A 22,489-nucleotide genomic window follows, 5' to 3' on the forward strand; every position below is an offset into this window, starting at 1 on the left:
GACCGCGGGTGAAGTCACCAGCCCAGCAGTCCGGCCAGCCGTTCCCGATGGTGTGCGGCGCCGCCCAGCAGGACGGCGTCGGACTGTGCGCGCCGGAAGTACAGGTGCGCGTCGTGCTCCCAGGTGAAGCCCATGCCGCCGTGCAGTTGGACGCACTCGGCGGCGACGAACACGAACGCCTCGCCGCACCATGCCTGCGCCACCGCCGCCGCTTCGGCCAGCGCCTCGGGCGAGTCGGCCGCCCGGACGGCGCGCACCACCGCGGACCGCGCGGCTTCGACCTGGAGCAGCATGTCGGCACAGGTGTGCTTGATCGCCTGGAAGCCGCCGATGGCCCTGCCGAACTGGGTGCGGTCGCGTACATGGGCCACCGTCATGTCCAACGCGGCCTGCGCGCCGCCGAGTTGCTCGGCGGCCAGGGCCACCAGGGCCACGTCCAGGGCGCGGCTCACGATGTCCGCTCCCTCGCCCCCGGCGGTCAGGGGCCGGGCACGGGCGCCGGAGAAGGAGACCACCGCCTGTCCGCGGCTGAGGTCCAGGGTGGGCACCCGGCGGACCGTCACCCCGGGTCCGCTCGGGTCGGCGAGGAAGAGGTCCAGGCCGTCGGCGCCGTCGGCGGCGACCACCAGACGTTCGGCGTCGGCACCGTCCAGTACGAAGGGAGCGGTGCCGTCGAGGAGCGGGACGCCGCCCCGCCAGGTGACGGCCACCGGCACGGCATCCGGCCGCCACACCCCGTCGGGCGCCGCCACCGCCAGGGCGTGCACCTTGCCCTCGGCCAGCTCCGCCAGTGCCCGGTCGGCCGTGCCGCAGCCTGCCAGGACCTGCCCGGCCAGCACGGTGGACGACAGCAGAGGCACCGGCGCCAGTGTCCGGCCCAACTCCTCGCAGACCGCGGCGATCTCGGCGAGGCCGCCGATGCCTCCGGCCGCCTCTGGCAGACCGAGGGCCGCGAGGCCGACCTGCCGGCCGAGGGTGTCCCACAACTTGGCGTCGATACCCGGAGATTGCTCGGACAGCCGGCGCACCGCGGCGGTGCCGCCGGCATCGGCGCACACCGACCGTACAGTCTCGCGGAGGTCGTCCAGTTCGGCGTCGGACAGCGCCGTGCTGTCGGTCGCAGTGCTCGTCATCGTGCGCTCCCGCTGTCGTCACGCCGCTCGCTCAGGGCACTGTGCGCGGCCGCCATCCGGGCGACCGGCACGCGGTGCGCGGAGCAGGAGACGTAGTCGAGGCCCAGCTCGTCGCAGAAGGCGATGGACTCCGGGTCTCCGCCGTGCTCACCGCACACGCCCAGCTTGATGTCGGGGCGTACGCTCCGTGCCCGCTCCACCGCCAGGGCGATCAGCGCGCCCACCCCGTGCGGGTCGAGCCGGGCGAACGGGCTGGCCGTCAGGAACCCGCGTTCCTGGTACGAGGCGAGCACCTGGCGCTCGACGTCGTCCCGGGAGAATCCGTAGGTGAGCTGGGTGAGGTCGTTGGTGCCGAAGGAGAAGAACTCGGCGTGTTCGGCGAGTTCGCCGGCCAGCAGCGCGGCCCGCGGTGTCTCGATCATCGTGCCGAGCCGGTACGGGACCTCCACGCCGGTGCGGGCGGCGACCGCCTCGGCGGCGCCCCGCACGTACGCGGCCGCGGCGGCCAGTTCCTCCGGCAGGCTGACGAGCGGGATCATCACCTCCAGCTCGGGCCGGACGCCGGTGGCGGCGACATCGGCCCAGGCGGTGAAAAGCGCCTCGGCCTGTGCCGGGTAGAGCCTCTCGTGCAGCAGCGCCAGGCGTACGCCGCGCAGCCCGAGCATCGGATTCGCCTCGCGCAGTGCGGCGGCCCGCTGCTCCTCGGCGGCGTCCTGGGCCTCTCCGGCGGCGGGCAGGAACTCGTGCAGCGGAGCGTCCAGCAGGCGTACGGTCACCGGCCGGTCCCCCACCGCGGCCAGCAGGGCCTTGAAGTCCTCGTGCTGGGCCTGTTCCAGTGCCGACAGCGCCTCGTCGCGGGCCTCGGCGTCGGCGGCCAGGATCACCCGGCGGATCAGCGGCAGCCGGTCGCCGAGGAACTGGTGCTCCGTACGGCACAGCCCCACACCCTCCGCGCCCAGGGCGACGGCGGTGCTCACCTCCGCGGCGGTGTCGGCGTTGGCCCGTACGCCCAGCCGACGCATGCCGTCCGCCCACTCCAGCAGGGTGGACAGTTCGGGCGGCGGTCCGGCGACACTGACGCTCAGCGTCCCCTCGTAGACGGCTCCGGTACGGCCGTCCAGCGAGACGGCGTCGCCCTCGCGCAGTACCCGGTCGCCGATCCGTACGGTGCCGGCGGCCCGGTCGGCGCGCAGTCCCTCGGCGCCGCACACGGCGGGTTTGCCCGCACCTCGCGCCACCACGGCGGCGTGCGAGGCGATGCCGCCGCTGCCGGTGAGTACGGCGACGGCGGCCAGCATGCCGGGGACGTCGGCCGGAGTCGTCTCATGCGCCACGAGCACGACCTGCGTGCCGTCCGCGGCCAGTTCGAGGGCACGTTCGCTGGACAGGACGATCGCGCCGGTCGCCGCCCCCGGGGAGGCGGGCAGTCCCTTCACCAGGAGCTGCTCGCCGCCGGTCAGCCGGAGCTGGGGATGCAGCAGTTCCTGCACCTGCGCGGGGCTGATCCGGCGTACGGCTTCTTCCCGGTCGAGTGCTCCGTCCCCGGCCAGGTCCGCGGCGAGGCACACCGCCGCACGTAGCGGCGGGCGGCTCTGCGCCGAGGCGGCCAGCAGCGAGATCTCGCCGTCACGCACCTCGAAGTCGACCGTGACCGGGGCGTGCAGATGACGTTCGAGGGTGAGCAGCGAGTGCTCAAGCAGCGCGGAACTCCCGCCCAGCTTCTCCAGCGGCTCGCCCGTGCGCGGGGGCGGCGCGCTGCGGCGTACGCCCCGGAAGAAGGAGCCCTGCGGCGAGAAGCGGCCGCTGTCGGGGTGCCGGCTGACCGCCGTGCCGAAGCCGGAGTGGTCCCATGGCCCGATGCGCACGGCCTGGACATGCAGTGCGATGCCCAGCTCCGCGGGGAGCCGCTGGGCTTTGCGGGATCGCCTGGCCCGGGGTGAGGCCCACCGCCCCAGCACCGCCCGAGCGGCCAGCGCGAGCTGCTCGGCCGGGTCGTCGGGGTACTGCCGCTCGGCATGCCGGGCGACCGTCGAGAGCAGTGCGTCGACGCGGGCCCTGGGATCAGGTGCGTCGAGCGATGCGTCGTCGAGCTCCGGTGCGGGCACGTCAAGGGCGTACTCTGCGATCATCCGGACGGTGGCCGCCCATACCTCGTACAGCACATCGTCGCGGCCGATGACGGCACGGATGCCATCGGCGTCGGCCGGGGTGATACCGATGCAGGCGAGTTCCGGCGGCAGCCCGGCGACCTCGGTCGACGCGCTCGCCGACAGACGTAGCAGCAGCGGCCTGCTCCTGTCGCCGATCCGCCGTCCCGACAGTTGCTCCACAAGGTCCAGGGCGGCGCGGGCGGTACCCGGCTCGCACAGCGACGCGGCCGAGCCCGCCGGCACCGTCAGTCCGGGCACCACTGGGAGCCCGAGAGCCACCAGCCGGTCCATGGCGATGCCGTGCGTGCCCAGTTCACCGGCGTCCAGCCCTCGGATCCGTCCCTGGCCGTAGGGCACCAGGGCGTGGCTGGGGGTGTGCGTCTGTGCCAGTGTGTCGGAGTGGCGGTCGGTGATGCTCAACCCCGGCTCCTGGTGACCAGTTCCTCTTCGAGCGCCTCGTCCTGCGCCCGGCTGATCCCCAGGACCAGCAGCAGCTCCTGGTGCAGCCGCATCCACACGGTGTGGTACGAGTCGCACAGGGGCGAGGCCAGCCACTCCACCGCGCCGTCGTCGAAACGGTCGAGGGCTTCCTCCAGGGCCGTGACATACCGCCCGCTGCCCGACGGCAACCCGTCCAGCCTGCGCAGTACGGGCTGGATGGCCTCGTGCACGTCTTCCAGTGACTCGCGCACCCCGGCGTCGTAGACACTGTCGCTGTGGTCGTTGACCGTGCCGTCGGGCCGGCACTGCCAGGCCGTGCACACCTCGCGCAGTTTCCTGTTGACAGGCAGGAAGGCCTCGTAGGCGGTGGTGATCTGCTGTTCCAGTTCGGAACCGGCGGAAACCCGCAGGATCCCCGCCGCGGCTGCCCTGGCGGGCTCGGTCGGCAGCACCATCGGGCCCTTCACCATGGCCAGCCCGGCGTCGACCAGAGGGCGATGGTCCGACTCGGGCCTGCCGCGCCACATCCCACGCAGAACGAGATCGACAACGGCTTCGGTGAGGTTCTCGTCGAGAGCGTCCGTCCGGCCCACGGCAGCAGATTGCATCGCCACACCATTTCCCCGGTGCTGTCGCCCGGTTCCTCAGTTCTGTGTTGCCCGGAGGTTACGCTCCGGCGGAGGTGTTAGTGAAGAGGTAATCAAGAAACACTTTCCGGACTGCTTGGCGCGGACTGGCCACTGCCCACCCGTGCACGAACCCGCAGGGCCAGGAACGACGTCATCCGCGCCTGCGCCTCGTCGCTCCCGGCCAGGCCGGCGATCAGCCGCGCCTCCTCGTCGAGGTGACGGCTCAGCCCGCCCTCGGCACCGTCACGCAGCAGCCGCTTCGCGGCACGCAGCGCCTCACCCGCCCCACCTGCCAGTTCGGCGGCGGTCCGGTACGCGACCTCGTCCACTTCGTCGTCCTCGACGACCCGGGAGACCAGACCGAGCCGCTCGGCCTCGTCGCCTGCGAGAACCCGGTTGGTGAGGACCAGATCAGTCGCCAGACGGGGGCCCACCAGGCGCGGCAGGAGCCAGGTGGCCCCGCAGTCCGGGGTGAGCCCCATCGCCGTGTACGCCAGCCGGAAACGTGCCGACCGTGCGACCAGGACGATGTCGCCGACCAGGGCGAGGCCGATCCCGCCACCCGCGGCGGCGCCGCGCACGGCGGTCACCACGGGCACGGGCAGCTCGTACAGAGTCCGCACCGCCGCGTGTGCGGCGGTCGCCACGGCGTGCACATAGGCGCCCGTGTCTTCGCCCCGGCCGGCGAAGGCTCGCAGGTCACCGCCCACGCAGAAGGCGGCGCCGGCCGCCCGCAGCAGAACCGCGCCGCCCGGATCGGCGGCCACTTCGGCGGTCGCGTCCCGCAGCGCCTCGGCCGTCGGGAGGTCCAGGGCGTTGCCTCTTCCGGGATCCTCCAGCCTCAGCTCGACGACTCCGTCGGGCTGACGGACGACACGGACCGGCTGGGTGCTCATAGGGGGTCTTCTTCCGTCGTCGAGGACCGCCGGGCCGAGTGCTCCCCAGATCAAGCGCTCCTCAGATCCAACGCTCCTCACGTCGAGCGCCACGCAGCAAGATACTGAAGACGCTGTACAGTTTCTAGGACGCGACGGGCACAGATGCCCGTGGCCCGCCGGCGGGAGGAACCGTGCCCATCCAGTTCGATGTCGATCCACCTGTCGCCCGACTCGCCGCGGCCACCGCGGAGTTCGTACGCGAGGTGGTGATCCCGGCGGAACGCGAGTGCGGCGGGTCGGTGCACGACGCTCCGGAGGCCCTGCGCGACACCCTGCAGAAAGGTGCCCGCGAGGCAGGCGTGTTCGCGCCGCATGTGCCGACGCGGTGGGGCGGGCACGGGCTCGACCTGCGCGGACAGGCGGTGGTGTTCGAAGCCGCCGGGTACTCGCTGCTGGGCCCCCTGGCGCTGAACTGCGCGGCTCCGGACGAGGGCAATATGCATCTGCTGGAGAAGGTGGCCACGGAGGAGCAGAAGGCCCGCTTCCTGCGGCCACTCGCCTCGGGCGAGGTGCGGTCCTGCTTCGCGATGACCGAACCGGCTCCGGGGGCGGGCGCCGACCCCCGTTCCCTGCGGACCACCGCGACCCGGGTCGCGGGCGGGTGGCGCATCGACGGCCGCAAGTGGTTCATCAGCGGGGCCCATGGCGCCGGCTTCGCGATCGTCATGGCCCGCACCTCCGGCAGTCCCGGCGACCCGGGCGGCGCCACCATGTTCCTGGTCGACGCCGACACCCCGGGCATGCGCGTCGTCCGGAACATCGAGACCCTGGACGAGAGCATCTTCGCGGGGCACAGCGAACTCGTCTTCGAGGAGTGCGTGGTGGGCGAGGACCGGGTGCTCGGAGCCGTGGACCGCGGCTTCGAGAACGCCCAGGTCCGGCTCGGCCCCGCCCGTATGACCCACTGCATGCGCTGGCTGGGAGCCGCCCGTCGCGCCCAGGACGTCGCACTGGAGCGGGCGGGCAGCCGGACGGCGTTCGGCTCCGTACTGGGCGACCTCGGCATGGTGCAGCAGATGCTGGCCGACTCCGAGATCGACATCGAGGCGAGCCGCGCCCTGATCCTGCGCACCGCCTGGGAGTTGGACACTGGGTCGGCCGCCGCCTCGCAACTCACGTCGGTGTCGAAGACCTTCGTGGCGGAGGCGGTGAACCGGGTCGTCGACCGGGCGGTGCAGATCTGCGGAGCACTCGGCATCTCGGCCGCCGACGCCCCACTGGCGCGCCTGCTCAGGGAGGTTCGGCCGTTCCGGATCTACGACGGCCCGTCGGAGACGCACCGCTTCGCCATCGCACGCCGCGCGGTGAAGCCCTACCGGCAACCACGCCCAGAGGCCGCTGCCGGCTCGTAACCGGGTCCGCCTCGGCGCCTGCCAGGTTCGACGTGCCGGCACCACCGAGGCCACGTGCACGGCATGAACTACACGCCACGAGGCCCGCCGAATTGCTCGGCAGCAGCGGGCCTCGTCGCACTGCCGAGGAGGGCGTCGAGGACCGTCTGGAGTTGCGGGGCGATCGCCGCGGGCGGGGTACGGCGGGAGCGGGACGGGGCGGGCTGCTGGCCGGCGCGGGCGAGGTCGAATGGCAGCGCGAGTTGCTGCGCGACTGAACCTCCAAGGGTTCGCTCTGCACCGAGGGGCTCCACGTCGCCGACGTGGAGCCCCTCAACGCTGTCGGCGGTGATCGCTTAAAGTGCGGCGCCCGTCTCCTCGGCCAACGCCTCCAGGAGGCGGTCCTGGAACGTCTCGTCGTTTACTGCGCGGTGCGGCTGCTGCCGCTGGCGGTGGTACCAGTACCCGCCGGTCGTCAGGGCCTCGGGTTCGTCGCTGGCGGCGAGCCACTCCTGCGTGCGATGGCCAAGTTCCAGATCGTCCGGTGCGCCCGGTCCGCCCATCTTCGTCGGCACCCAGCCCGGATCCACGGCGTTGCTCAGCACCCCGGGGCGCAGACGAGCCACCGCAGCGGCGAGCGTCGTGACGAACAGCTTGCTGTCGGAGTACGAGCCCGCGCTCTCGCCCCGCCAGTCCACGCCGTCGAGCGAGGGACGCCCACCGAAATGCGAGCCGCTGCTCAGGTACACCAGCCGGCGCGGGGCGCGGAGCAGGGCCGTGAGCAGGTACGGTGCGACGATGTTGACCGGCATGACCGCCGGCCCGCTCCACACACCGGCGTTGTGGATGACCGCGTCGAGCGGCCCGGCGTCGTTCAGCTCGGCGGCGACTCCCCGCACGGCGTCACGCTCTATGAAGTCGCCCACCACGATGTGCGCCCCACGGTCGACCAGCGCGTCGAGGCCCGCCGCGCGCTCCCGGTTCCGGGCGTGCACCACCACGTCGTGTCCCGCGGACAGCAGCGAATCCGCCGCGGCACGTCCCAGGCCGTCAGCGGAACCGGTCACCAGGATCCGACTCACGATCGCACCGCCCCTCGCACCCGAGAGGTCCGGCCTGGCTCCGCCACTGGGATCCCGAGAGCCTCACCGGCAACGTGCATGCCTGCTCCTCGCATGGGAGCGCCTCCTTCCGTTCCAAGCCGCTGTACGGGCTCGCCTCCGGGGAGGCGCCCTGGCAGCTCCTACCCTGGCGTTCAGGCTGAGAAGACCTGCTTCGCGGTCGTGATCGCCGTCATGGCCTTGGGCCAGCCGGCGTAGAAGGCGAGGTGGATGATGGCCTCGATGAGTTCGGTCTCGGTGACGCCGTTCTCCTTGGCTCGTCCGAGGTGGAAGCGGAGCTGGTCGGCGTCGCCGCCCGCGACGAGGACGGCCACGGTGATCAGGCTGCGGTCGCGGGCGGCCAGCTCGGTGCGATTCCACACGTCCTCGAACAGGACGTCGTCGGTGAGCTCGGCGAGCTTCGGAGCGAAATCACCGATCGTGCGGCGTCCGCCGCCGATCTGCTTCTGTTGGTCGGTCATCGAAGTTCCTCTCGTCTGATCCGCAGGTCACAGGCCCAGGGAGCCCGTGCTCACGTACGGACCGTTGCTTTCCTCGTCGGTGGCGTGGCGCCGCCCCGGCTGCCGCAGATGCTCGGGCCGCCGGCTCGTACGTCGGCCGGGTGACAGAGCGGGAGCCGGTCCGCCGCCTCCCGGCGCGGGCCGGTCAGCGGCTGCGGGGGCGGTTGTACTGCTCGTCGGTGACCGGCTCGTTCCAGGTGGTTTCCTCGCTGCCGTCGCCCTTGCCCTCCCACATGGCGATGTGCTCCATGAAGCGGTCGGGGGTGGCGCCGTGCCAGTGCTCCTCGTTCGGGGGGCAGGTGACGGTCTGGCCGGGATGGGCTTCGAAGACGGTGCCGTCACGGGTGCCGATCAGGGCGATGCCGGAGACGACGTGCAGGGTCTGGCCCAGCACGTGCGAGTGCCAGTTGGTACGGGCGCCCGGGGAGAAGCGGACCATGTTGGCGCGCATCCGGGACGGCTCCTGGCCCGCGTAGATCACGTCGAACCAGACGTCGCCGGTGAACCAGTCCGCGGGAGCCTTGACAGTGGCCTGCTGCTCGACGAATTCCATGATGTCTCTCTCAGATGGGCGGGGTTGGGGGATGGATCAGGCGGCGTCGGTGTGGGCGAGGCCCGAGCCCAGCGCGCGGGAGGCGTCGACCTGGGCGAGGAGGTCCTCGGCCTCGGCCTCGACCGCTTCGTTATCGAGGAAAACGCAGGCCAACGAGCTGGAGAAGGGTCTGCCGTTACCGGTACTGACAGAACCCCCCACGCGTACGCCGCCCGATCTAGCCTTGAATGCGTGAGTACCGAGGGCGACATCCGCGAGTTCCTGGCCTCCCGCCGCGCCAAGATCACACCCCAGCAGGCCGGCCTGCCCGCCTACGGCGGCAACCGGCGCGTGCCAGGCCTGCGCCGCGAAGAAGTCGCCCTCCTCGCCGGCGTCAGCATCGACTACTACGTCCGCCTGGAGCGCGGACACCTCGCCGGAGCCTCAGAGGAAGTCCTCGACGCGGTGGCGAACGCCCTCCAGCTCGACGACGCCGAACGCGCCCACCTCTACGACCTGGCGCGCGCCGCCGCCAAACGTCCCGCCCGCCGGGCCAAACGCCGCGGCCCTCTGCCCGACAGCGTCCTGCGCGTCCTGGAGTCCATGACCGACTCCCCCGCCTTCATACGCAACGGCCGCCTGGACATCCTGGCCGCCAACCGCCTCGGCCGCGCCCTGTACTCGCCCCTTTTCCCCGACCACGCCACGAAGACGGTCAACATCGCCCGCTTCCAGTTCCTCAACCCGCGCGGCCGCGACTTCTTCCCCAACTGGGAGGAGTCCGTGAACACCACCGTCTCGCTGCTGCGCACCGAGGCAGGACGCGCCCCGCACGACAGCGGGCTGACCGGACTCATCGGTGAACTCGTCACCCGCAGCGAGGAGTTCCGTACCGCCTGGGCCAGGCACAACGTGCGCCTGCACCACACCGGCCGTAAATCCTTCCACCACCCCGCCGTCGGCGTCCTCACCCTCGACTTCGACGCCATGGAACTGCCCGCCCAGCCCGGCCTGACCCTCACCGCCTACAGCGCCGCTCCCGGCACACCCGAGCACGACGCCCTGCAACTCCTCGCCTCCTGGGCCGCCACCCTCGACCAGCCCCTGCCCGCCGACCACAGCACCCGCGAGACCACGCCGGACAGCTAACCCGTGCCTGCCTCCACCACGAACCGGCCCGGTCGTCCTACGACAGGACCATCCGTCCCGGACAACGGACATCAACTCTGCCCATAACCGGGGCTGAAGGTCGTCCCTTGGACCTGCGACGACCCGGCCACGGTGGATGCCCTCATGGACATGGGGCGGCGACATCATCAACTACCCCACCCGCGTCCGGCAGATCATGGCCGACCAAGGCAAGCGCCTGCCCAAGGCCTACCAGCCGCTGATTTTCCCAAGGCGCGAGGCCTGCGGGGCAGGCGCTCGACCCATGGATCTTCGCGAGCAGGCCGACGCCGAGAGGCGTGAGTCCGCGCAGGCAGTACGAGGTTGCTCAGCCGTATCGAGGCAGTGAGCCCGCCTCACTCAGCACGGCCGTCTCCCGGCACGTGACTCCGGCGCACCCCGGAACGGCCGCGCGCCGTCCCGGGGCACCCGGTGTACGACGCCGCACGAGCGGCGCCGTACACCCGACTCGGTCGACGGCCTCTCAGCCGAAGGCCCTGACGCCAAAGGCCTTGACGGCCTGGTAGTAGGTCCACGCCGTGCTGTTGCAGGCGGTCTTCGTCCCGCCGCTGTAGTTGGCGCAGACGCGCTTGAGGTCTTCGTAGAAGGCGCTGTCGAGGCGCGACTTGTTGGCGTTGAAGGTGCCCGCGGCCTTGTAGTTGCGGTAGCCGAAGTCGTGTCGGGCGCAGGAGACGGCGAAGGGGAAGCCGAACGGGTTGTCCGGCGAGGAGGAGCAGTAGTCGGTGGACCAGTTGAACCCGTACGCGGCCCAGGCCGTCTGGTTCGCGCGGGCGGCGGCCCAGAGGCGGTAGCTCGACGCGCTGGTCTGGGTCCAGCTCGCGAGGACCTGGGGCTTGTCGGCGGGAGCGGCGTCGGCGGCTGTGGCGGTGCCGACGACGGTGATGAGGGCCAGGGTTGAAGCGGCAAGACCGGTAGCGAGTCTGCGGTGCATCCCACACCTCCATGAGGCTGCGATCCGCCCATCGGATCGCAGGTTCATGACAAGATGCTCGGCACCAAAAGAGTGCTTCACGCCTCATGTGCCCTAATGGCCTGTTAACTCTCGGACATAAAAGGCGAGCGGAGCATGAACCGGACGGGAGATCCGGACATGGAAACGTCTCGTCGCGCTCAACCCAGCTATGGCCCAGAGCAACCGCGTGAAGAGGGTGGCGAAAAACACGTCGGGGTGAGAGGCGCGGCCGACTTGCCGGTGTGCCGCTCCAATGCAGCGTGCGGGACGCTCCCTCAAGGCCCCGCCAAACCCCTTGCGGTACAACGCTGTTGAGCCTGCGTGGACGAGAGCGCGAAGCACGGAGAAAGATCGAAAAGTCGGCAACAGGGCGGAGATGTCGCATCCCGTACCCGGCACCGCCGCCGACACCATCGCCGGCGTTCACTGCACGCGGGCACATACTCAGGCATGCGCTGCTGCTTCTCCGCCCCCCTCGCGGCCCTGTCGGCCCTGCCCTCGCCCTGCGAGGTCGTACGGTCCGGCGCCCTCCTCGCCCCCACTCTGCTGCGGGCCGCTGCCGCCGCCCTGCACAGCCCCGCACGCAAAAGCCACCACCGTCATCCCGACACCCTGGCCGCCGTCCACCTGGAACTGGTCACCCTGACCGAGGACAGAGCCGTCATCACCTGGTACACGGGGGTACCCGGCACCGACGACGGGCTGGGCCACATGCTCCCCGCCGTCACGGAGGGCGAGGTCGTCTACGGCACTCACCCCGCCCGGCTGGACCGCAGCGCGGCCGAAGACCGGCCCACCGCGCACCACCAGGTGGAGCTCACGGGCCTGGAGCCGGGGCAGACGTACTACTACCAGGCCCGCTCACGGGGCAGGGCCGCCACGCCCACACCGCTGCACCTCATCCGCGGCAACGCCGTCGGCACCAACCTCTACGGGCTCGGCTCGAGCGGGGGTCCGTACTCCTTCACCACACCGCAGCCCCCGCCGGGACGGCATCTGCTGTCGATCGCGCTCTGCAACGACCTCCACGTCGGGGAGACCACCGCCGGTCTCATGGCCGGCGTACCCCTGCTGCGCGGGGTGACGCAGGAGCCGGGGCTCGCGCCGTATCCGGAGCTCATGAGCCGGGCCCTGGTGGAGGAGGCCCGGCGGCGCGGAGCGGACCTGCTGCTGGCGGCGGGGGACATCTCGGCCGGTGGTGCGCCGCGGGACCTGGCCGAGGCCAAGCGCATCCTGGACGGCTTCGGCCCCCACGGGCAGGACTACTTCGTCGTACGCGGGAACCACGACCGGCCCCGTCGCCGCGGCGATGATGACGCCTTCCGTGACGGGTTCCTCGGCGGCGAGGGGCCCGCTTACTTCGCCCGTGACCTCGGCGGGCTGCGGATCATCGGGCTCGACACATACGAGAAGGACGGCAACGGCGCAGACGCGGGTGGGCTCGGTGCCGAGCAACTTTCCTGGTTCCGGGCCCGGTTGAAGGAGCACAGGGAGCAGCCCACCATCGTGTTCGGCCACCATCCGCTGACCGTACGGGACTCCCTCTTCCCCGTGTCCCGGGGGCAGCGCCTGGGCCGCCGCCAGGCCCGCTCCATCCTCGAGGCCTATGCCGCCGCGCCCGGCGTCTTCCTCCACCACGCGGGCCACACCCACCGCAACAAGCGCACCGTCCTGCCACAGGCCCCGCACGTCACCCTGCAGGAGGTCAGCGCCGTCAAGGACTATCCCGGCGGCTTCTGTCTGCTCCGGATCCACTCCGGCGGCTACGCCCTCAACCATTACAAGACCAGCAGCGCCGCGGCCCGCGAATGGGGCGAGCGCAGCCGCCGGGTGGCCGGAGGTCTGTGGCCGCACCACGCCCTCGGCCGCTCGGTCACCGACCGCAACAGCATGACGGCCCACGACCTGTCCGGCATCAGCCCTGTTCGGCTTGCGGCCACAAGGCCGGCGGGCCTCTGACATGCCCTTGCCCCGCCTATGTCACCCACTGTCCCAGTCGGCCGAAATGGCTGAACTTCGATTGTCGTCGCGTGAATTCGGCACCCTCGGGAGGCATTCTTCCGCCGGGAATTCCGCGTAATGGTCGCGTGTATCGATGAATGCCGAAAACGTCTGCTCCGCCCCTGGCTGGGGGGTGTTCGGCGTGATTCGAAGGCGATGCGGCATCGGTTGGGGCGTATCACAGGTACGGCCGCCGTGGCTGAGTATGCGTCGACCTGTTTTTGGCATGTGTGGGCGATGTGGAGTTCCGGGTTCCGGCCAGGAATGCGTGGTTAGCATGGTTCACACATCAACCGCCGTTGCACATAGGCGACTTGGCGTCCCACACGTGCGCGGCAAGCACACCACCCCCGACAAGCATCGAGGATCGCGGCATGGCACATCCCGACGCGTCCAGCCCACGCCAGAGGTCGGCATGGCGGCTTCTGCCGGTCGCCTCACTGGTGGTGACCGCGGCTGTCGGCACTCCCCTCGTGCTCGCCGCACCGGACGCCGCACGCGACTGGGTCGCGGGCACGGTCGCGGGGGCGGGGAGCTGCCTCGTCCTGCTCGCCTCGGCGACCGTACGGCTGCACCGCAGGCTCACCACTCAGGTGGACAGGTCCGTGGCGGAGTCGGCACGGCATCGCTCGGAGGCGTCGTATCTCGCCGGCACGGTGCTCCCGGAGCTGACCGCGGCGATGAAGGACGCCCCCGTGAGAGATCCCGTATCCGCCGCGACGGGACCGGCCGGTGCCTGGCATCCGACGGAGCCTCAACTCAGGGCTGTGCAGCGCGCGGTGGAGGAGACACTGAGCACGGCGCAGCGGCGCGTGGCCACCGCGGACGGCGAACGCGAGCAGGCGGTGCGGGCCCTGGAGGGCATCACCGACGATCTGCTGAAGGCGAGGGCGCAGATCCTGCCCACGGCGGTACGGAGACTGGGCGAGGGGGCCTCGCTGGACACGGTCCGAGCGGAGTTACGGCTGTCCGAGTTCTCCAACGCCGTTGTGCGCGACCTGGTGGAGGCCGGCATACGCGAACTCGCGGTCAGCGAGCGGCGTTCCGCGGCTGCCCGGGCCGCCAGCGCGAAGGCGCTGAGCCGGGTGCAGGCCCAGGCCGTGGGCATCCTGGCGGATCTGCGGGAGATGCAGGACCGGCACGGCGAGGCGGTCCTCGGCGATCTGCTCGAGCTGGACCACAGCACCTCCCAACTCGGCCTTCTCACCGACCGGTTGGCGCTGCTCATGGGCGGGCGCGCGAGCCGGTCCTGGAACAAGCCGATCCCGATGGAGAGCATCCTGCGCGGCGCCGTGGGGCGGATCGCCGCGTACCGCAGGGTCAGCCTCAACTGTGCCAGCAAGACGGCGGTGGCCGGGTTCGCGGCGGAGGGCGTGATGCACCTCCTGGCCGAACTGATGGACAACGCGACCAGCTTCTCCGCGCCGATCGACCAGGTCCACGTCTATGTGGAGGAACGCTCCGCCGGCATCGTCGTCACCATCGAGGACAGCGGTCTGAAGATGGCCGACGCCGCCCTGCGACGCGCCGAGGAGGCGGTGTCGGGCGCGATGAGCGACCTCGCCTCCCTCCAGGGGACCCGGCTGGGTCTCGCGGTCGTCGGACGGCTCGCCGTCAAGTACGGCATCTCCGTCAGCTACCGCCCCTCCTCCCGGGGCGGCACCGGCGTCGTCGTACACCTGCCGGCCCAACTCCTCGCCCAGCAGCGCACGGCACTTGCTCAGCCCTCGCTGCACGACCCGTCGGCGCGACCGCGCGAGCGTGCGGTGGCCGCCGCCGAGCGCACCGAGGCGCAGGTGGCTGACAGGAGGCAGGCGGCACCGGCCGCCCGTTCGCGAACGCCGGACGGTTCGCGGATGCCCGACGCCCCGACCGCCGGTTCGCGGATGCCGGACACACCGGCCCCCGCACCCGCCGTCTCCTCGCGGGCCGCTTCCGCCCCGACCGGCGACAGCGGTTCGGTGACCGCCAACGGCCTGCCGGTACGTCCCCCGGGCCGCACCATGGCCGCCGCCGACCGCGTACGTACCCCTGCCGAGCGACCCACGGACGACAGGCCCCCCGCCCGTGACGCCGGGAAGAGCTTCGGCGCCTTCCACCGCGCGCGCCTCGCCGCGGCGGCCGGCGAGGCCGCAGCAGCCGCGGAGGCCGCCGAACCGGCCGACCCGCACGACGCCGACTGAGCCCGGCCCTTCTTCTCGCGGGACGCCTCGACCGGGCGCCCCGACCCGCCACAGACCGGAGATTGGAGGAAAGGGCCGGTGGCCGGGCTTGAACGGATCACCAGCTCTTCACCCACCCATGCAGACCACTGACACCACACTGACCTGGCTCCTGGAAGGTCTTCTCGAGCGCGCCCCCGGTACCCGGCACGCCCTCGTGCTCTCCCGCGACGGGCTGAAACTGTGCTGGACCGAGCGGTTGGGCGTCGACCAGGCGGACCAGCTCTCGGCCATCGCCTCCGGGATGCAGGCCCTGGCACAGGGCGCCTCGGTCGAGTTCGGCGACGGCAGCGGCGGCGTACGGCACTCGATGACGGAGTTCTACGGCGGCCTCCTGTTCATCGTCGAGGCCGGTCAGGGCACGCACCTCGCGGTCGTCGCGGACGACGGCGCCGACCCGGGTGTGGTGGGGCACCACATGACCGACCTGGTGGAGCGGATCGGCGAGCACCTGCGTGCCGAGGCCCGCGCCCCGATAGAGGAGAGCTGATCCCATGAGCCGACGTCCGGTCGACACCGGGGACCCGGACCGGCTGTACACCATCACCGGGGGCCGTAGCGAGGCCCCCGACGATCTCGACCTCGTCTCACTGATCGTCAGCGAGTGCGAGCCCGCTCGTGGCATGCAGTCCGAGCACGTCCGGATCCTGGAGCTGTGCCGTCGCCCGGCCGCCGTGGTCGAGATCGCCGCCGAACTGCGGCTCCCGGTGACGGTCGTCCGGATCCTGGTGGGCGACCTGCTGGCGATGGCGAAGGTCACCGCTCGCCATCCCCGGTCCGCCCCGGCGGTGGCCGCCCTGCCCGAATCCGCTCTCCTGCTGGAGGTTCTCGATGGACTCCGTAAGCTTTGAGCCCTCCACAAGCTCTGAGCACTCCGCCCGTACGCCGCTCAGCGCCACGGCCGAGACCGGACTCAAGATCGTCGTGGTGGGCGGCTTCGGTGTCGGCAAGACCACTCTGGTCCGCTCGGTCAGCGAGATCCGGCCCCTGAACACCGAGGAGGTCATGACCGAGGCCGGTGTAGGCATCGACCGGACGGCGGGTCTGGCCGACAAGTCCACGACGACCGTCGCCTTCGACTTCGGCCGGATCAGCCTGACGGAGCGCACGGTCCTGTATCTGTTCGGAGCTCCGGGCCAGGAGCGCTTCTGGTTCCTGTGGGACCGGCTCTTCGCGGGGACCCTGGGCGCCGTCGTGCTGGTGGACACCCGGCGGATGAGCGACTGCTGGTACGCCATCGACCGCCTGGAGCACCACAAGACGCCCTTTGTCGTCGCGGTCAACCGGTTCGAGCACGACACCAACGCCTTCTCCCTGAGCGAGATCCGCCAGGCGCTCGCGCTGCCCGAGCACGTACCGCTGATCGACTGCGACGCGCGGGTCCGCTCGTCCGGCAAGAACGTCCTGATCACTCTTGTCGACCACCTCTACGAACTGGCCATGGCCCGGGAGATGACCCCATGAACGACGACGCGACCGGCCCCGACCCGCGCCCCGCCGACCCGAAGCAGAGCACCTCGGGCTGCCCGGTGCACGCGGACGCGGTTCCGCTGAGCGGCCTGGAGTACCAGCAGACTCCCGCCGCGCTGTACCAGGAACTGCGCCGCTCCCACGGCTCCGTGGCGCCCGTACTGCTGGACGGGGACGTACCTGCCTGGCTGGTCCTCGGCTACCCGGAGGTCTCGTTCGTCACCGCCCACGACGAACTCTTCGCGCGCGACTCGCGGCGCTGGAACCAGTGGGAGAACATCCCCGCGGACTGGCCGCTGCTCCCCTTCGTCGGCTATCAGCCCTCGGTGCTGTTCACCGAGGGCGCCGAGCACCAGCGGCGGGCCGGGGTCATCACCGAGGCCCTGGAGGGCGTCGACCAGTTCGAGCTCGGCGTCAACTGCGCGCGGATCGCCGACCAGCTCATCGACGCCTTCGCGGGCAGCGGCGAGACCGAACTGATGAGCACGTACGCACACCCCCTGGCCATGCGGGCCGCGGTGGAGATGTGCGGCATGGCGGCCCACAGCACCGACACCGACGACCTTGTACGGGACCTGCGGATCTCCCTGGACACGGGCGAGGGCGAGGATCCGGTCGCCGCCTACGTCCGCGTACAGGAACGCATTCAGCAACTGGTGAAGGACAAGCGCGCGGAGCCCGGCGCGGACGTGGTCTCCCGCATGCTGGCCCACCCCGAAGGGCTGAGCGACGACGCGATCGTCCAGGACCTGATCTCGGTCGTCGCGGCGGCCCAGCAGCCCACCGCCAACTGGATCTGCAACACGCTGCGGCTGCTGCTCACCGACGACCGCTTCGCGCTCAACGTCTCCGGCGGCCGGGTCAGCGTCGGCGAGGCCCTCACCGAGGTGCTGTGGCTGGACACGCCCACCCAGAACTTCATCGGCCGCTGGGCGGTGCGCGACACCCTGCTCGGCGGACGCCGGATCAAGGCGGGCGACTGCCTGGTCCTCGGGCTCGCGGCGGCCAACACCGACCCGCAGATCTGGCCCGAGGGCCATGTCGGCGCCGAGGGCAACGGCGCCCACCTGTCCTTCAGCAACGGCGAGCACCGCTGCCCCTATCCGGCTCCGCTGCTCGCCGACGTCATCGCGCGTACGGCTGTCGAGACGCTGCTGGAGCGTCTGCCCGACGTCGTCCTGTCGGTCGATCCGGAGGAGCTCGTGTGGCGGCCGTCCATCTGGATGCGGGGGCTGACCTCACTGCCGGTGGAGTTCACGCCCACACTGCGGTGAGGCCCGCCCCGGGCAACGCCGTCAGAGACCGGCCGGTGTGAAGCGCACCGGCAGCGCCTGCGGTCCCCGCGTGAACACGCCCTGCTCGGCTGGCCGGAAACCATCGGCGAGCCGTATGTCGGGCATGGCGTCGAGGAGTTGGCCGACGCCGATCTCGACCTCGGCGCGGGCCAGCAGGGCGCCCACGCAGAAGTGGCGGCCCAGGGCGAACGCCAGATGGTCGGCCGCGGCGGAGAAGGCGGTCGTGGTCGTCAGATCGTCGCGGAAGATGTCGAAGCGGTCCGGCTCCCGGTAGCGGGCGGGGTCCCGGTTCGCCGCCCCGATCAGGCAGGTCACCGTGGCCCCCGCCGGAACGGTGCCGCCGCTCAGCTCCACCTCCACAGCCGACTGACGCATGATCATGTGGACCGGCGGGGTGTACCGCAGGGTCTCCGCGAAGGCCCGGTCGATCAGTGAGCGGTCCTCCCGTACGGCCTGGAGCTGTTCGGGATGCGCCAGCAGGTTGGCGAAGATGCTCGCGAGTGCCTTGTCCGTGGTCTCCCCGCCCGCCGCGAGCAGCAGACTGCAGAACGCCTTGATGTCCTCGTCGCTCATGCGCACACCTTCCACTTCGGCGGCGCACAGCGTGGACAGCAGGTCGTCGCCCAGGTGGTCGCGGCGGTGCCGGATGATCGGGATCATGTACTCGGCGAACTCCACGCGGGTGCGCTCACCGGCCGCGGCGACCTCCGGATCGCCCGCGAGATTGCCGAGGAAGGCGATCACCGATGTGTACCAGCGGTGGAAGCGGTCATGGTCGGCCTTGTCCAGGCCCAGCATGTCGGCGATGACGTTGACGGGAAAACGCGTCGCGAAATCCGCGACGAGGTCGGCGCTTCCCGAGTGACGGAAACGGTCGATGAGCGCCCGGGCGTTGGCCTCGATGACCGGCAGGAACTTCTCCTGCAGGTCACGGCCGCGGAAGGCCGGGGCCACGAGGGCCCGGCGCACCGCGTGCTCGCGCCCGCTGAGCGTCAGGATCGTCCGGCCGTGCACCGGCTCGATCTGCCATACGTAGTTGTCGGTGGTGAACTGTCCGTCGCGGTCCTTGAAGATCCGTTCGACGTCTTCGTAGCGCGACACGATGTAGCTCTGGGTGGCCTCGTGCCAGATCAGCGGGGCGCGCTCGCGCATGACCCGGTAGGCGGGATAGGGATCCTCGGCGAACTCGGTCGACAGGATGTCGGGCAGGTCCGGTGCGGTGGTCACGTGGGGGGACTCCTTGAAGCGTCAACCGGCAGACCGTTCAAGGCTATTGATCATGTGAGGCCGGGCACAGCCGATTACTGGCCGACCCCGCCTGCCACTTGGGCCACTCCGGCCGCCGGGGCGAGGCGCAGATGCGGGGCCACGCTGCGGAGCTTCTCGCAGGTCTCCTCCCATTCGCGTTCCGGTGTCGACTGCCCCATGATTCCGGCGCCCGCGCGCAGCCAACTGCGCCCGTCCCGCTGGAAGACCGTGCGCAGCACGAGCGCCGCGTCGAGCCCGCCGTCGGCGTCGGCGGTGAACACGGCGCCCGCGTACAGGCCTCGCGGCTCGCTCTCGTACTGGCTGATGGCGCGCAATGCCCCCGGTTTCGGGCAGCCGGTGGCGGTGATCGCGGGGAAGAGGGCCGCGAAGGCGTCCCAGGGACCGTGGCCCTCGGCCAGACGTCCCGCGACGCGCGAGGCGAGGTGCTGCACGGAACCGCGTTCCCGGACCGCCATGAACTCCGCGACCGCGACCGTGCCGGGGTGGCAGACTTCGGTCAGTTCGTCGACGGCGAGGCGTACGGAGATGGCGTGCTCGTGGATCTCCTTGGAGTCGCTGAGCAGGTCGGCACGCAGTTGCTCGGTCTCCCCCGGCCCCGTACCGAGGGCGCGGGTGCCGGCGAGCGGCTGGGTGGAGACGCGTCGGGTGCCCGCCTCGACCTCGACGACGGTTTCGGGGCTGAAGCCCGCCGCCCGCCAGCCGCCCAGGTCCAACAGAAAGGACCGGGCAGGGGTGTTGGCCCGTCGGCCCGCCAGGAAGGTGGCGGCCAGGTCGGGAGCCAGGTGCGCGGGCAGCGGCAACGGGCGGGAGAGCACGGCCTTTTGCAGGCGTCCCGCCCGGATGTCGGCCACGGTGTGGGCGACGGCGTGTTGGTACGGGCCGGATCCGGACCGCAGCAGCTCCTCCGCGTCGGCGGGGCCGTCGCCCACCTGTTCCGCGGGACAGGACAGGGCCTTGGCGACGAGGGGCACGTGTGCGGCGTCGGCCGTCCGTATGCGTGCCTTGCCCGGGGTGAGTTCGATCTCGGTGGTCGGCAGCATGAGGTGGAGCACCGGCTCGGGTCCCATGTCCGCCGGGTCCGCGTGCAGCAGGTGGGCCAGCTCGAAGGCGGCCCAGCCGTACACCCGCCAGTGGCGGTGCGGCAGGTGCGCGAGAGCCGCGGCGACCTGCTCCAAAGGCGCCTTGGTATCCAGGGGTTGGGTCACCGACCGGCTCCCGCAGCGCGCGGTGATCCCGTCGGCGTCCAGGGTGACGGTCGCGGCGAGCCCGGCGGCGTACACCCAGGTCCCGGCGCGCTCGTAGACGACGTACTCCCCGCCGAGACCCGCGCGGGCGAGCCGGACCGCCGCCTCAGCCGGATCCTCGGACGACTCGACGAGCTGCGCGGTGCCTGGGACAGGCAGAGCATCAGCCCAAGAGGTCCAGGTGGCCCGGGTGGTCCCGGTGGTCGGGATGGCCTGTCGAGTGGTGGTCATGAACGAGGGTTCCCTTCCCGGCCGTCAGCCGGATGTCCGGTGTGGTCAGGGCCCGCGAGTCCGTCGGCCCCCGTACCGCCCGCCCGCTTCGAACCCCCGACCACCAGCCGCCCGGCCAACGCCGTCAGCGCCTTCTTGTCGGTCTTGCCGACGGCCGTCACCGGGAGGGTGTCGAGGGTCTCGACGCGGTCGGGGATCTTGTACGGGGCAAGCCCGCGTTCCCGGAGGAAGGCGGCCACCTCGTTCCGGCTGGGGGCGCGGGCGCCGGGCGTGGGGACGACGAAGGCGCAGGTGCGCTCGCCGAGCAGGTCGTCCGGGACGGGTACGACGGCCGTGTCCAGGACCCCGGGATGGTGGACGAGCTGCTCCTCGACCTCGGCGGCGGCCACCTTGTCCCCGCCCCGGTTGATCTGCTCCTTCACCCGGCCCTCCACGACCAGATGGCCGGTCGGGGTACGCCGGACGAGGTCGCCGGTGCGGTAGTAGCCGTCGGCGGTGAAGGCGGTGGCGTTGTGGTCGGCGGCCCGGTAGTAGCCGCGCAGGGTGTACGGGCCGCGGGTGAGCAGGCGCCCGGTGGCGCCGGGCGGGACGTCGCGGTCGTCCTCGTCGACGATGCGGATCTCGTCGTCGGGTGACAGCGGCCGTCCCTGCGTGTGCAGGACGACGTCCTCGGGGGCGTCCGGCTCGGTGTAGTTGAGCAGGCCCTCCGCCATCCCGAAGACCTGTTGCAGTACAGGCCCGAAGGCGTCCCGTACGTCGGCGGCGTGCTCGGGCAGCAGCCGGGCTCCGCCGACCTGGAGCAGCCGCAGCGACGTCAGGTCGGCCCCGTTCCAGGCGGTCGCCGCCGTCCACATACGGGCGGTGGGCGGCACCAGCGCGGTCGCGGTGACGCGCTCACGCTCGATGAGGGCGAAGGCGGCGTCCGGGTCGGGTTCGTCGGTGAGCACCGCCGTGCCGCCCGCGTGCAGGGCGCCGAGCACGCCCGGGCAGCCGAGGGCGAAGTTGTGGGCGACGGGCAGGGCAGCGAGATAGACGGTGTCGGGTCCGAAGCCGCACAGATCGGCACTGGCCCGCACGTTGTACGCGTAGTCGTCGTGGGTGCGCGGGATCAGCTTGGGCAGCCCGGTGGTGCCCCCGGAAACCAGGAGCAGCGCCACCTCGGAGGCGTCGTCGGGGGCAGGGGGCAGGTCGTCGGTGCCGGGGCCTTCGAGCGGGGTGTGCGCGCCTGGGTCACCGACCACCAGGACGTGCCGGAGCGCGGGGCTCTCTTTGAGGACCTCGGCTGCCAGGTCGCGGTGGTCGAAGCCCTGGTGGGCGTCCGGGACGACGTACGCCACCGCTTGGGAGAGCCGGCACAGGTGGACGATCTCGCTGCGGCGGTGCAGCGGCAGGGCGAGGACAGGGATCGCGCCGAGCCGCTGGAGTCCGAAGAAGACGGTGAAGAACTCGGGGATGTTCGGGAGCTGGAGCACCACCCGGTCCCCCGCCCGGACGCCGAGCCCGGCCAGTCGGCGCGCGACACGCTCGGCCCCTCTCTCCAACTCCGCCCGGTCCAGGCGTCGTTCGCCGTGCACGAGGGCGGTGCGGTGCGGGTGGACGCGGGTCCAGGTCCGCAGCAGTCGGTCGAACGTTTCACCTCGCCAGTAGCCGGACTCCCCGTAGTGCGTGGCGAGTTCCTCGGGCCAGGGCGTGCAGCCGTCGAGCATGTGGCTCCCCCTCTGTTCGTGTCCTGCTCGGCAGGGGCTTGTCCAGCCCGCCGGTAATACTGTAGGAAATGAATACCATTTTCAATAACTCGATGCCATCACGTCGCATCCGGCTCCCCCCGCATCCCTGCCAGCG

At 71.4% G+C, this 22,489-nt stretch carries 20 protein-coding genes and 1 pseudogene; 10 read left to right on the forward strand and 11 right to left on the reverse strand.

The genetic code is table 11. The features are described from left to right. Positions 1–14: 14 nt before the first annotated feature. From ACYVO6_RS19280 to ACYVO6_RS19295, 4 genes are all read right to left on the reverse strand, one after another. On the reverse strand, positions 15–1,133 hold the full coding sequence (locus tag ACYVO6_RS19280) for an acyl-CoA dehydrogenase family protein (RefSeq protein WP_461062623.1): 1,119 nt from the start codon (positions 1,131–1,133) through the stop codon (positions 15–17). After that, positions 1,130–3,703 carry a putative PEP-binding protein gene (locus tag ACYVO6_RS19285; protein ID WP_461062624.1) on the reverse strand — a complete coding sequence of 858 codons (2,574 nt, stop codon included), beginning with the start codon at positions 3,701–3,703 and terminating at the stop codon, positions 1,130–1,132. Before ACYVO6_RS19285 ends, ACYVO6_RS19280 begins: the two co-directional genes overlap by 4 nt. Continuing rightward, positions 3,700–4,332: a hypothetical protein gene (locus ACYVO6_RS19290; RefSeq protein WP_461062625.1), complete on the reverse strand. Its 633-nt coding sequence runs from the start codon at positions 4,330–4,332 to the stop codon at positions 3,700–3,702. The genes ACYVO6_RS19285 and ACYVO6_RS19290 overlap by 4 nt, the downstream gene beginning before the upstream one ends. A 92-nt stretch (positions 4,333–4,424) precedes the next feature. Further along, entirely contained in the window at positions 4,425–5,249 is an 825-nt protein-coding gene (locus tag ACYVO6_RS19295) for an enoyl-CoA hydratase/isomerase family protein (RefSeq protein ID WP_461062626.1), read from the reverse strand. A gap of 173 nt (positions 5,250–5,422) precedes the next feature. Here ACYVO6_RS19295 and ACYVO6_RS19300 point away from each other — a divergent pair, with 173 nt between their 5' ends. Continuing rightward, complete coding sequence (locus tag ACYVO6_RS19300; protein WP_461062627.1) at positions 5,423–6,643, forward strand: acyl-CoA dehydrogenase family protein; 1,221 nt, start codon at positions 5,423–5,425, stop codon at positions 6,641–6,643. A 92-nt stretch (positions 6,644–6,735) separates the two neighbouring features. Continuing rightward, positions 6,736–6,900: a hypothetical protein gene (locus ACYVO6_RS19305; RefSeq protein WP_461062628.1), complete on the forward strand. Its 165-nt coding sequence runs from the start codon at positions 6,736–6,738 to the stop codon at positions 6,898–6,900. Between the two features lie 78 nt (positions 6,901–6,978). On the opposite strand, the gene ACYVO6_RS19310 is transcribed toward ACYVO6_RS19305, so the two are convergent. From ACYVO6_RS19310 to ACYVO6_RS19320, 3 genes are all read right to left on the reverse strand, one after another. Beyond that, entirely contained in the window at positions 6,979–7,704 is a 726-nt protein-coding gene (locus ACYVO6_RS19310; protein ID WP_461062629.1) for an SDR family NAD(P)-dependent oxidoreductase, read from the reverse strand. A 173-nt stretch (positions 7,705–7,877) separates the two neighbouring features. Further along, positions 7,878–8,204, reverse strand: a complete 327-nt coding sequence (locus ACYVO6_RS19315; RefSeq protein ID WP_461062630.1) for a carboxymuconolactone decarboxylase family protein — start codon at positions 8,202–8,204, stop codon at positions 7,878–7,880. Positions 8,205–8,388: 184 nt separating this feature from the next. Continuing rightward, positions 8,389–8,796: a (R)-mandelonitrile lyase gene (locus ACYVO6_RS19320; protein ID WP_461062631.1), complete on the reverse strand. Its 408-nt coding sequence runs from the start codon at positions 8,794–8,796 to the stop codon at positions 8,389–8,391. Between the two features lie 231 nt (positions 8,797–9,027). Between ACYVO6_RS19320 and ACYVO6_RS19325 the strand changes: the two genes are divergently transcribed. Both ACYVO6_RS19325 and ACYVO6_RS19330 read left to right on the forward strand, forming a co-directional pair. Continuing rightward, positions 9,028–9,924 (forward strand): helix-turn-helix transcriptional regulator, encoded by an 897-nt coding sequence (locus tag ACYVO6_RS19325; protein ID WP_461062632.1) that lies wholly within the window; start codon positions 9,028–9,030, stop codon positions 9,922–9,924. Positions 9,925–10,014: 90 nt separating this feature from the next. Continuing rightward, positions 10,015–10,162 (forward strand): annotated as a pseudogene (locus ACYVO6_RS19330) (glycerophosphodiester phosphodiesterase); the annotation flags it as partial. Positions 10,163–10,426: 264 nt separating this feature from the next. On the opposite strand, the gene ACYVO6_RS19335 reads toward ACYVO6_RS19330, so the two are convergent. Then, the gene (locus ACYVO6_RS19335) at positions 10,427–10,894 is read right to left on the reverse strand and encodes a phospholipase (protein ID WP_461062633.1); all 468 of its coding nucleotides are present in this window, start codon (positions 10,892–10,894) and stop codon (positions 10,427–10,429) included. 471 nt (positions 10,895–11,365) lie between these two features. Here ACYVO6_RS19335 and ACYVO6_RS19340 point away from each other — a divergent pair, with 471 nt between their 5' ends. The 6 genes from ACYVO6_RS19340 (at position 11,366) to ACYVO6_RS19365 (ending at position 17,882) form a co-directional block, all read left to right on the forward strand. Beyond that, positions 11,366–12,874, forward strand: coding sequence for a purple acid phosphatase family protein (locus ACYVO6_RS19340; protein ID WP_461062634.1), 1,509 nt, complete (start codon positions 11,366–11,368; stop codon positions 12,872–12,874). A gap of 416 nt (positions 12,875–13,290) precedes the next feature. Then, positions 13,291–15,099 (forward strand): sensor histidine kinase, encoded by a 1,809-nt coding sequence (locus tag ACYVO6_RS19345; protein ID WP_461062635.1) that lies wholly within the window; start codon positions 13,291–13,293, stop codon positions 15,097–15,099. 118 nt (positions 15,100–15,217) lie between these two features. Then, entirely contained in the window at positions 15,218–15,628 is a 411-nt protein-coding gene (locus tag ACYVO6_RS19350; protein ID WP_461062636.1) for a roadblock/LC7 domain-containing protein, read from the forward strand. A 4-nt stretch (positions 15,629–15,632) separates the two neighbouring features. Continuing rightward, positions 15,633–15,989, forward strand: coding sequence for a DUF742 domain-containing protein (locus ACYVO6_RS19355; RefSeq protein WP_461062637.1), 357 nt, complete (start codon positions 15,633–15,635; stop codon positions 15,987–15,989). Continuing rightward, positions 15,970–16,602, forward strand: coding sequence for a GTP-binding protein (locus tag ACYVO6_RS19360; RefSeq protein ID WP_461062638.1), 633 nt, complete (start codon positions 15,970–15,972; stop codon positions 16,600–16,602). Before ACYVO6_RS19355 ends, ACYVO6_RS19360 begins: the two co-directional genes overlap by 20 nt. After that, complete coding sequence (locus ACYVO6_RS19365; RefSeq protein WP_461062639.1) at positions 16,599–17,882, forward strand: cytochrome P450; 1,284 nt, start codon at positions 16,599–16,601, stop codon at positions 17,880–17,882. Before ACYVO6_RS19360 ends, ACYVO6_RS19365 begins: the two co-directional genes overlap by 4 nt. A 21-nt stretch (positions 17,883–17,903) precedes the next feature. Here ACYVO6_RS19365 and ACYVO6_RS19370 read toward each other — a convergent pair whose 3' ends face one another. The 3 genes from ACYVO6_RS19370 to ACYVO6_RS19380 form a co-directional block, all read right to left on the reverse strand. Next, positions 17,904–19,130, reverse strand: a complete 1,227-nt coding sequence (locus tag ACYVO6_RS19370) for a cytochrome P450 (protein ID WP_461062640.1) — start codon at positions 19,128–19,130, stop codon at positions 17,904–17,906. A gap of 74 nt (positions 19,131–19,204) precedes the next feature. After that, the gene (locus tag ACYVO6_RS19375; protein WP_461062641.1) at positions 19,205–20,647 is read right to left on the reverse strand and encodes a salicylate synthase; all 1,443 of its coding nucleotides are present in this window, start codon (positions 20,645–20,647) and stop codon (positions 19,205–19,207) included. Then, positions 20,644–22,353, reverse strand: a complete 1,710-nt coding sequence (locus ACYVO6_RS19380; RefSeq protein ID WP_461062642.1) for a (2,3-dihydroxybenzoyl)adenylate synthase — start codon at positions 22,351–22,353, stop codon at positions 20,644–20,646. The genes ACYVO6_RS19375 and ACYVO6_RS19380 overlap by 4 nt, the downstream gene beginning before the upstream one ends. Positions 22,354–22,489: the final 136 nt, after the last annotated feature.

The sequence above is a fragment of the Streptomyces pseudoechinosporeus genome (assembly GCF_054783935.1).

Bases quoted from the DNA above. Each gene is read 5' to 3' on its own strand.
- ACYVO6_RS19350 (WP_461062636.1), top strand. From the start codon at position 15,218: ATGCAGACCACTGACACCACACTGACCTGGCTCCTGGAAGGTCTTCTC.
- ACYVO6_RS19320 (WP_461062631.1), bottom strand. From the start codon at position 8,796: ATGGAATTCGTCGAGCAGCAGGCCACTGTCAAGGCTCCCGCGGACTGG.
- ACYVO6_RS19340 (WP_461062634.1), top strand. From the start codon at position 11,366: ATGCGCTGCTGCTTCTCCGCCCCCCTCGCGGCCCTGTCGGCCCTGCCC.
- ACYVO6_RS19365 (WP_461062639.1), top strand. From the start codon at position 16,599: ATGAACGACGACGCGACCGGCCCCGACCCGCGCCCCGCCGACCCGAAG.
- ACYVO6_RS19360 (WP_461062638.1), top strand. From the start codon at position 15,970: ATGGACTCCGTAAGCTTTGAGCCCTCCACAAGCTCTGAGCACTCCGCC.
- ACYVO6_RS19375 (WP_461062641.1), bottom strand. From the start codon at position 20,647: ATGACCACCACTCGACAGGCCATCCCGACCACCGGGACCACCCGGGCC.
- ACYVO6_RS19335 (WP_461062633.1), bottom strand. From the start codon at position 10,894: ATGCACCGCAGACTCGCTACCGGTCTTGCCGCTTCAACCCTGGCCCTC.
- ACYVO6_RS19295 (WP_461062626.1), bottom strand. From the start codon at position 5,249: ATGAGCACCCAGCCGGTCCGTGTCGTCCGTCAGCCCGACGGAGTCGTC.
- ACYVO6_RS19280 (WP_461062623.1), bottom strand. From the start codon at position 1,133: ATGACGAGCACTGCGACCGACAGCACGGCGCTGTCCGACGCCGAACTG.
- ACYVO6_RS19380 (WP_461062642.1), bottom strand. From the start codon at position 22,353: ATGCTCGACGGCTGCACGCCCTGGCCCGAGGAACTCGCCACGCACTAC.
- ACYVO6_RS19315 (WP_461062630.1), bottom strand. From the start codon at position 8,204: ATGACCGACCAACAGAAGCAGATCGGCGGCGGACGCCGCACGATCGGT.
- ACYVO6_RS19290 (WP_461062625.1), bottom strand. From the start codon at position 4,332: ATGCAATCTGCTGCCGTGGGCCGGACGGACGCTCTCGACGAGAACCTC.
- ACYVO6_RS19345 (WP_461062635.1), top strand. From the start codon at position 13,291: ATGGCACATCCCGACGCGTCCAGCCCACGCCAGAGGTCGGCATGGCGG.
- ACYVO6_RS19355 (WP_461062637.1), top strand. From the start codon at position 15,633: ATGAGCCGACGTCCGGTCGACACCGGGGACCCGGACCGGCTGTACACC.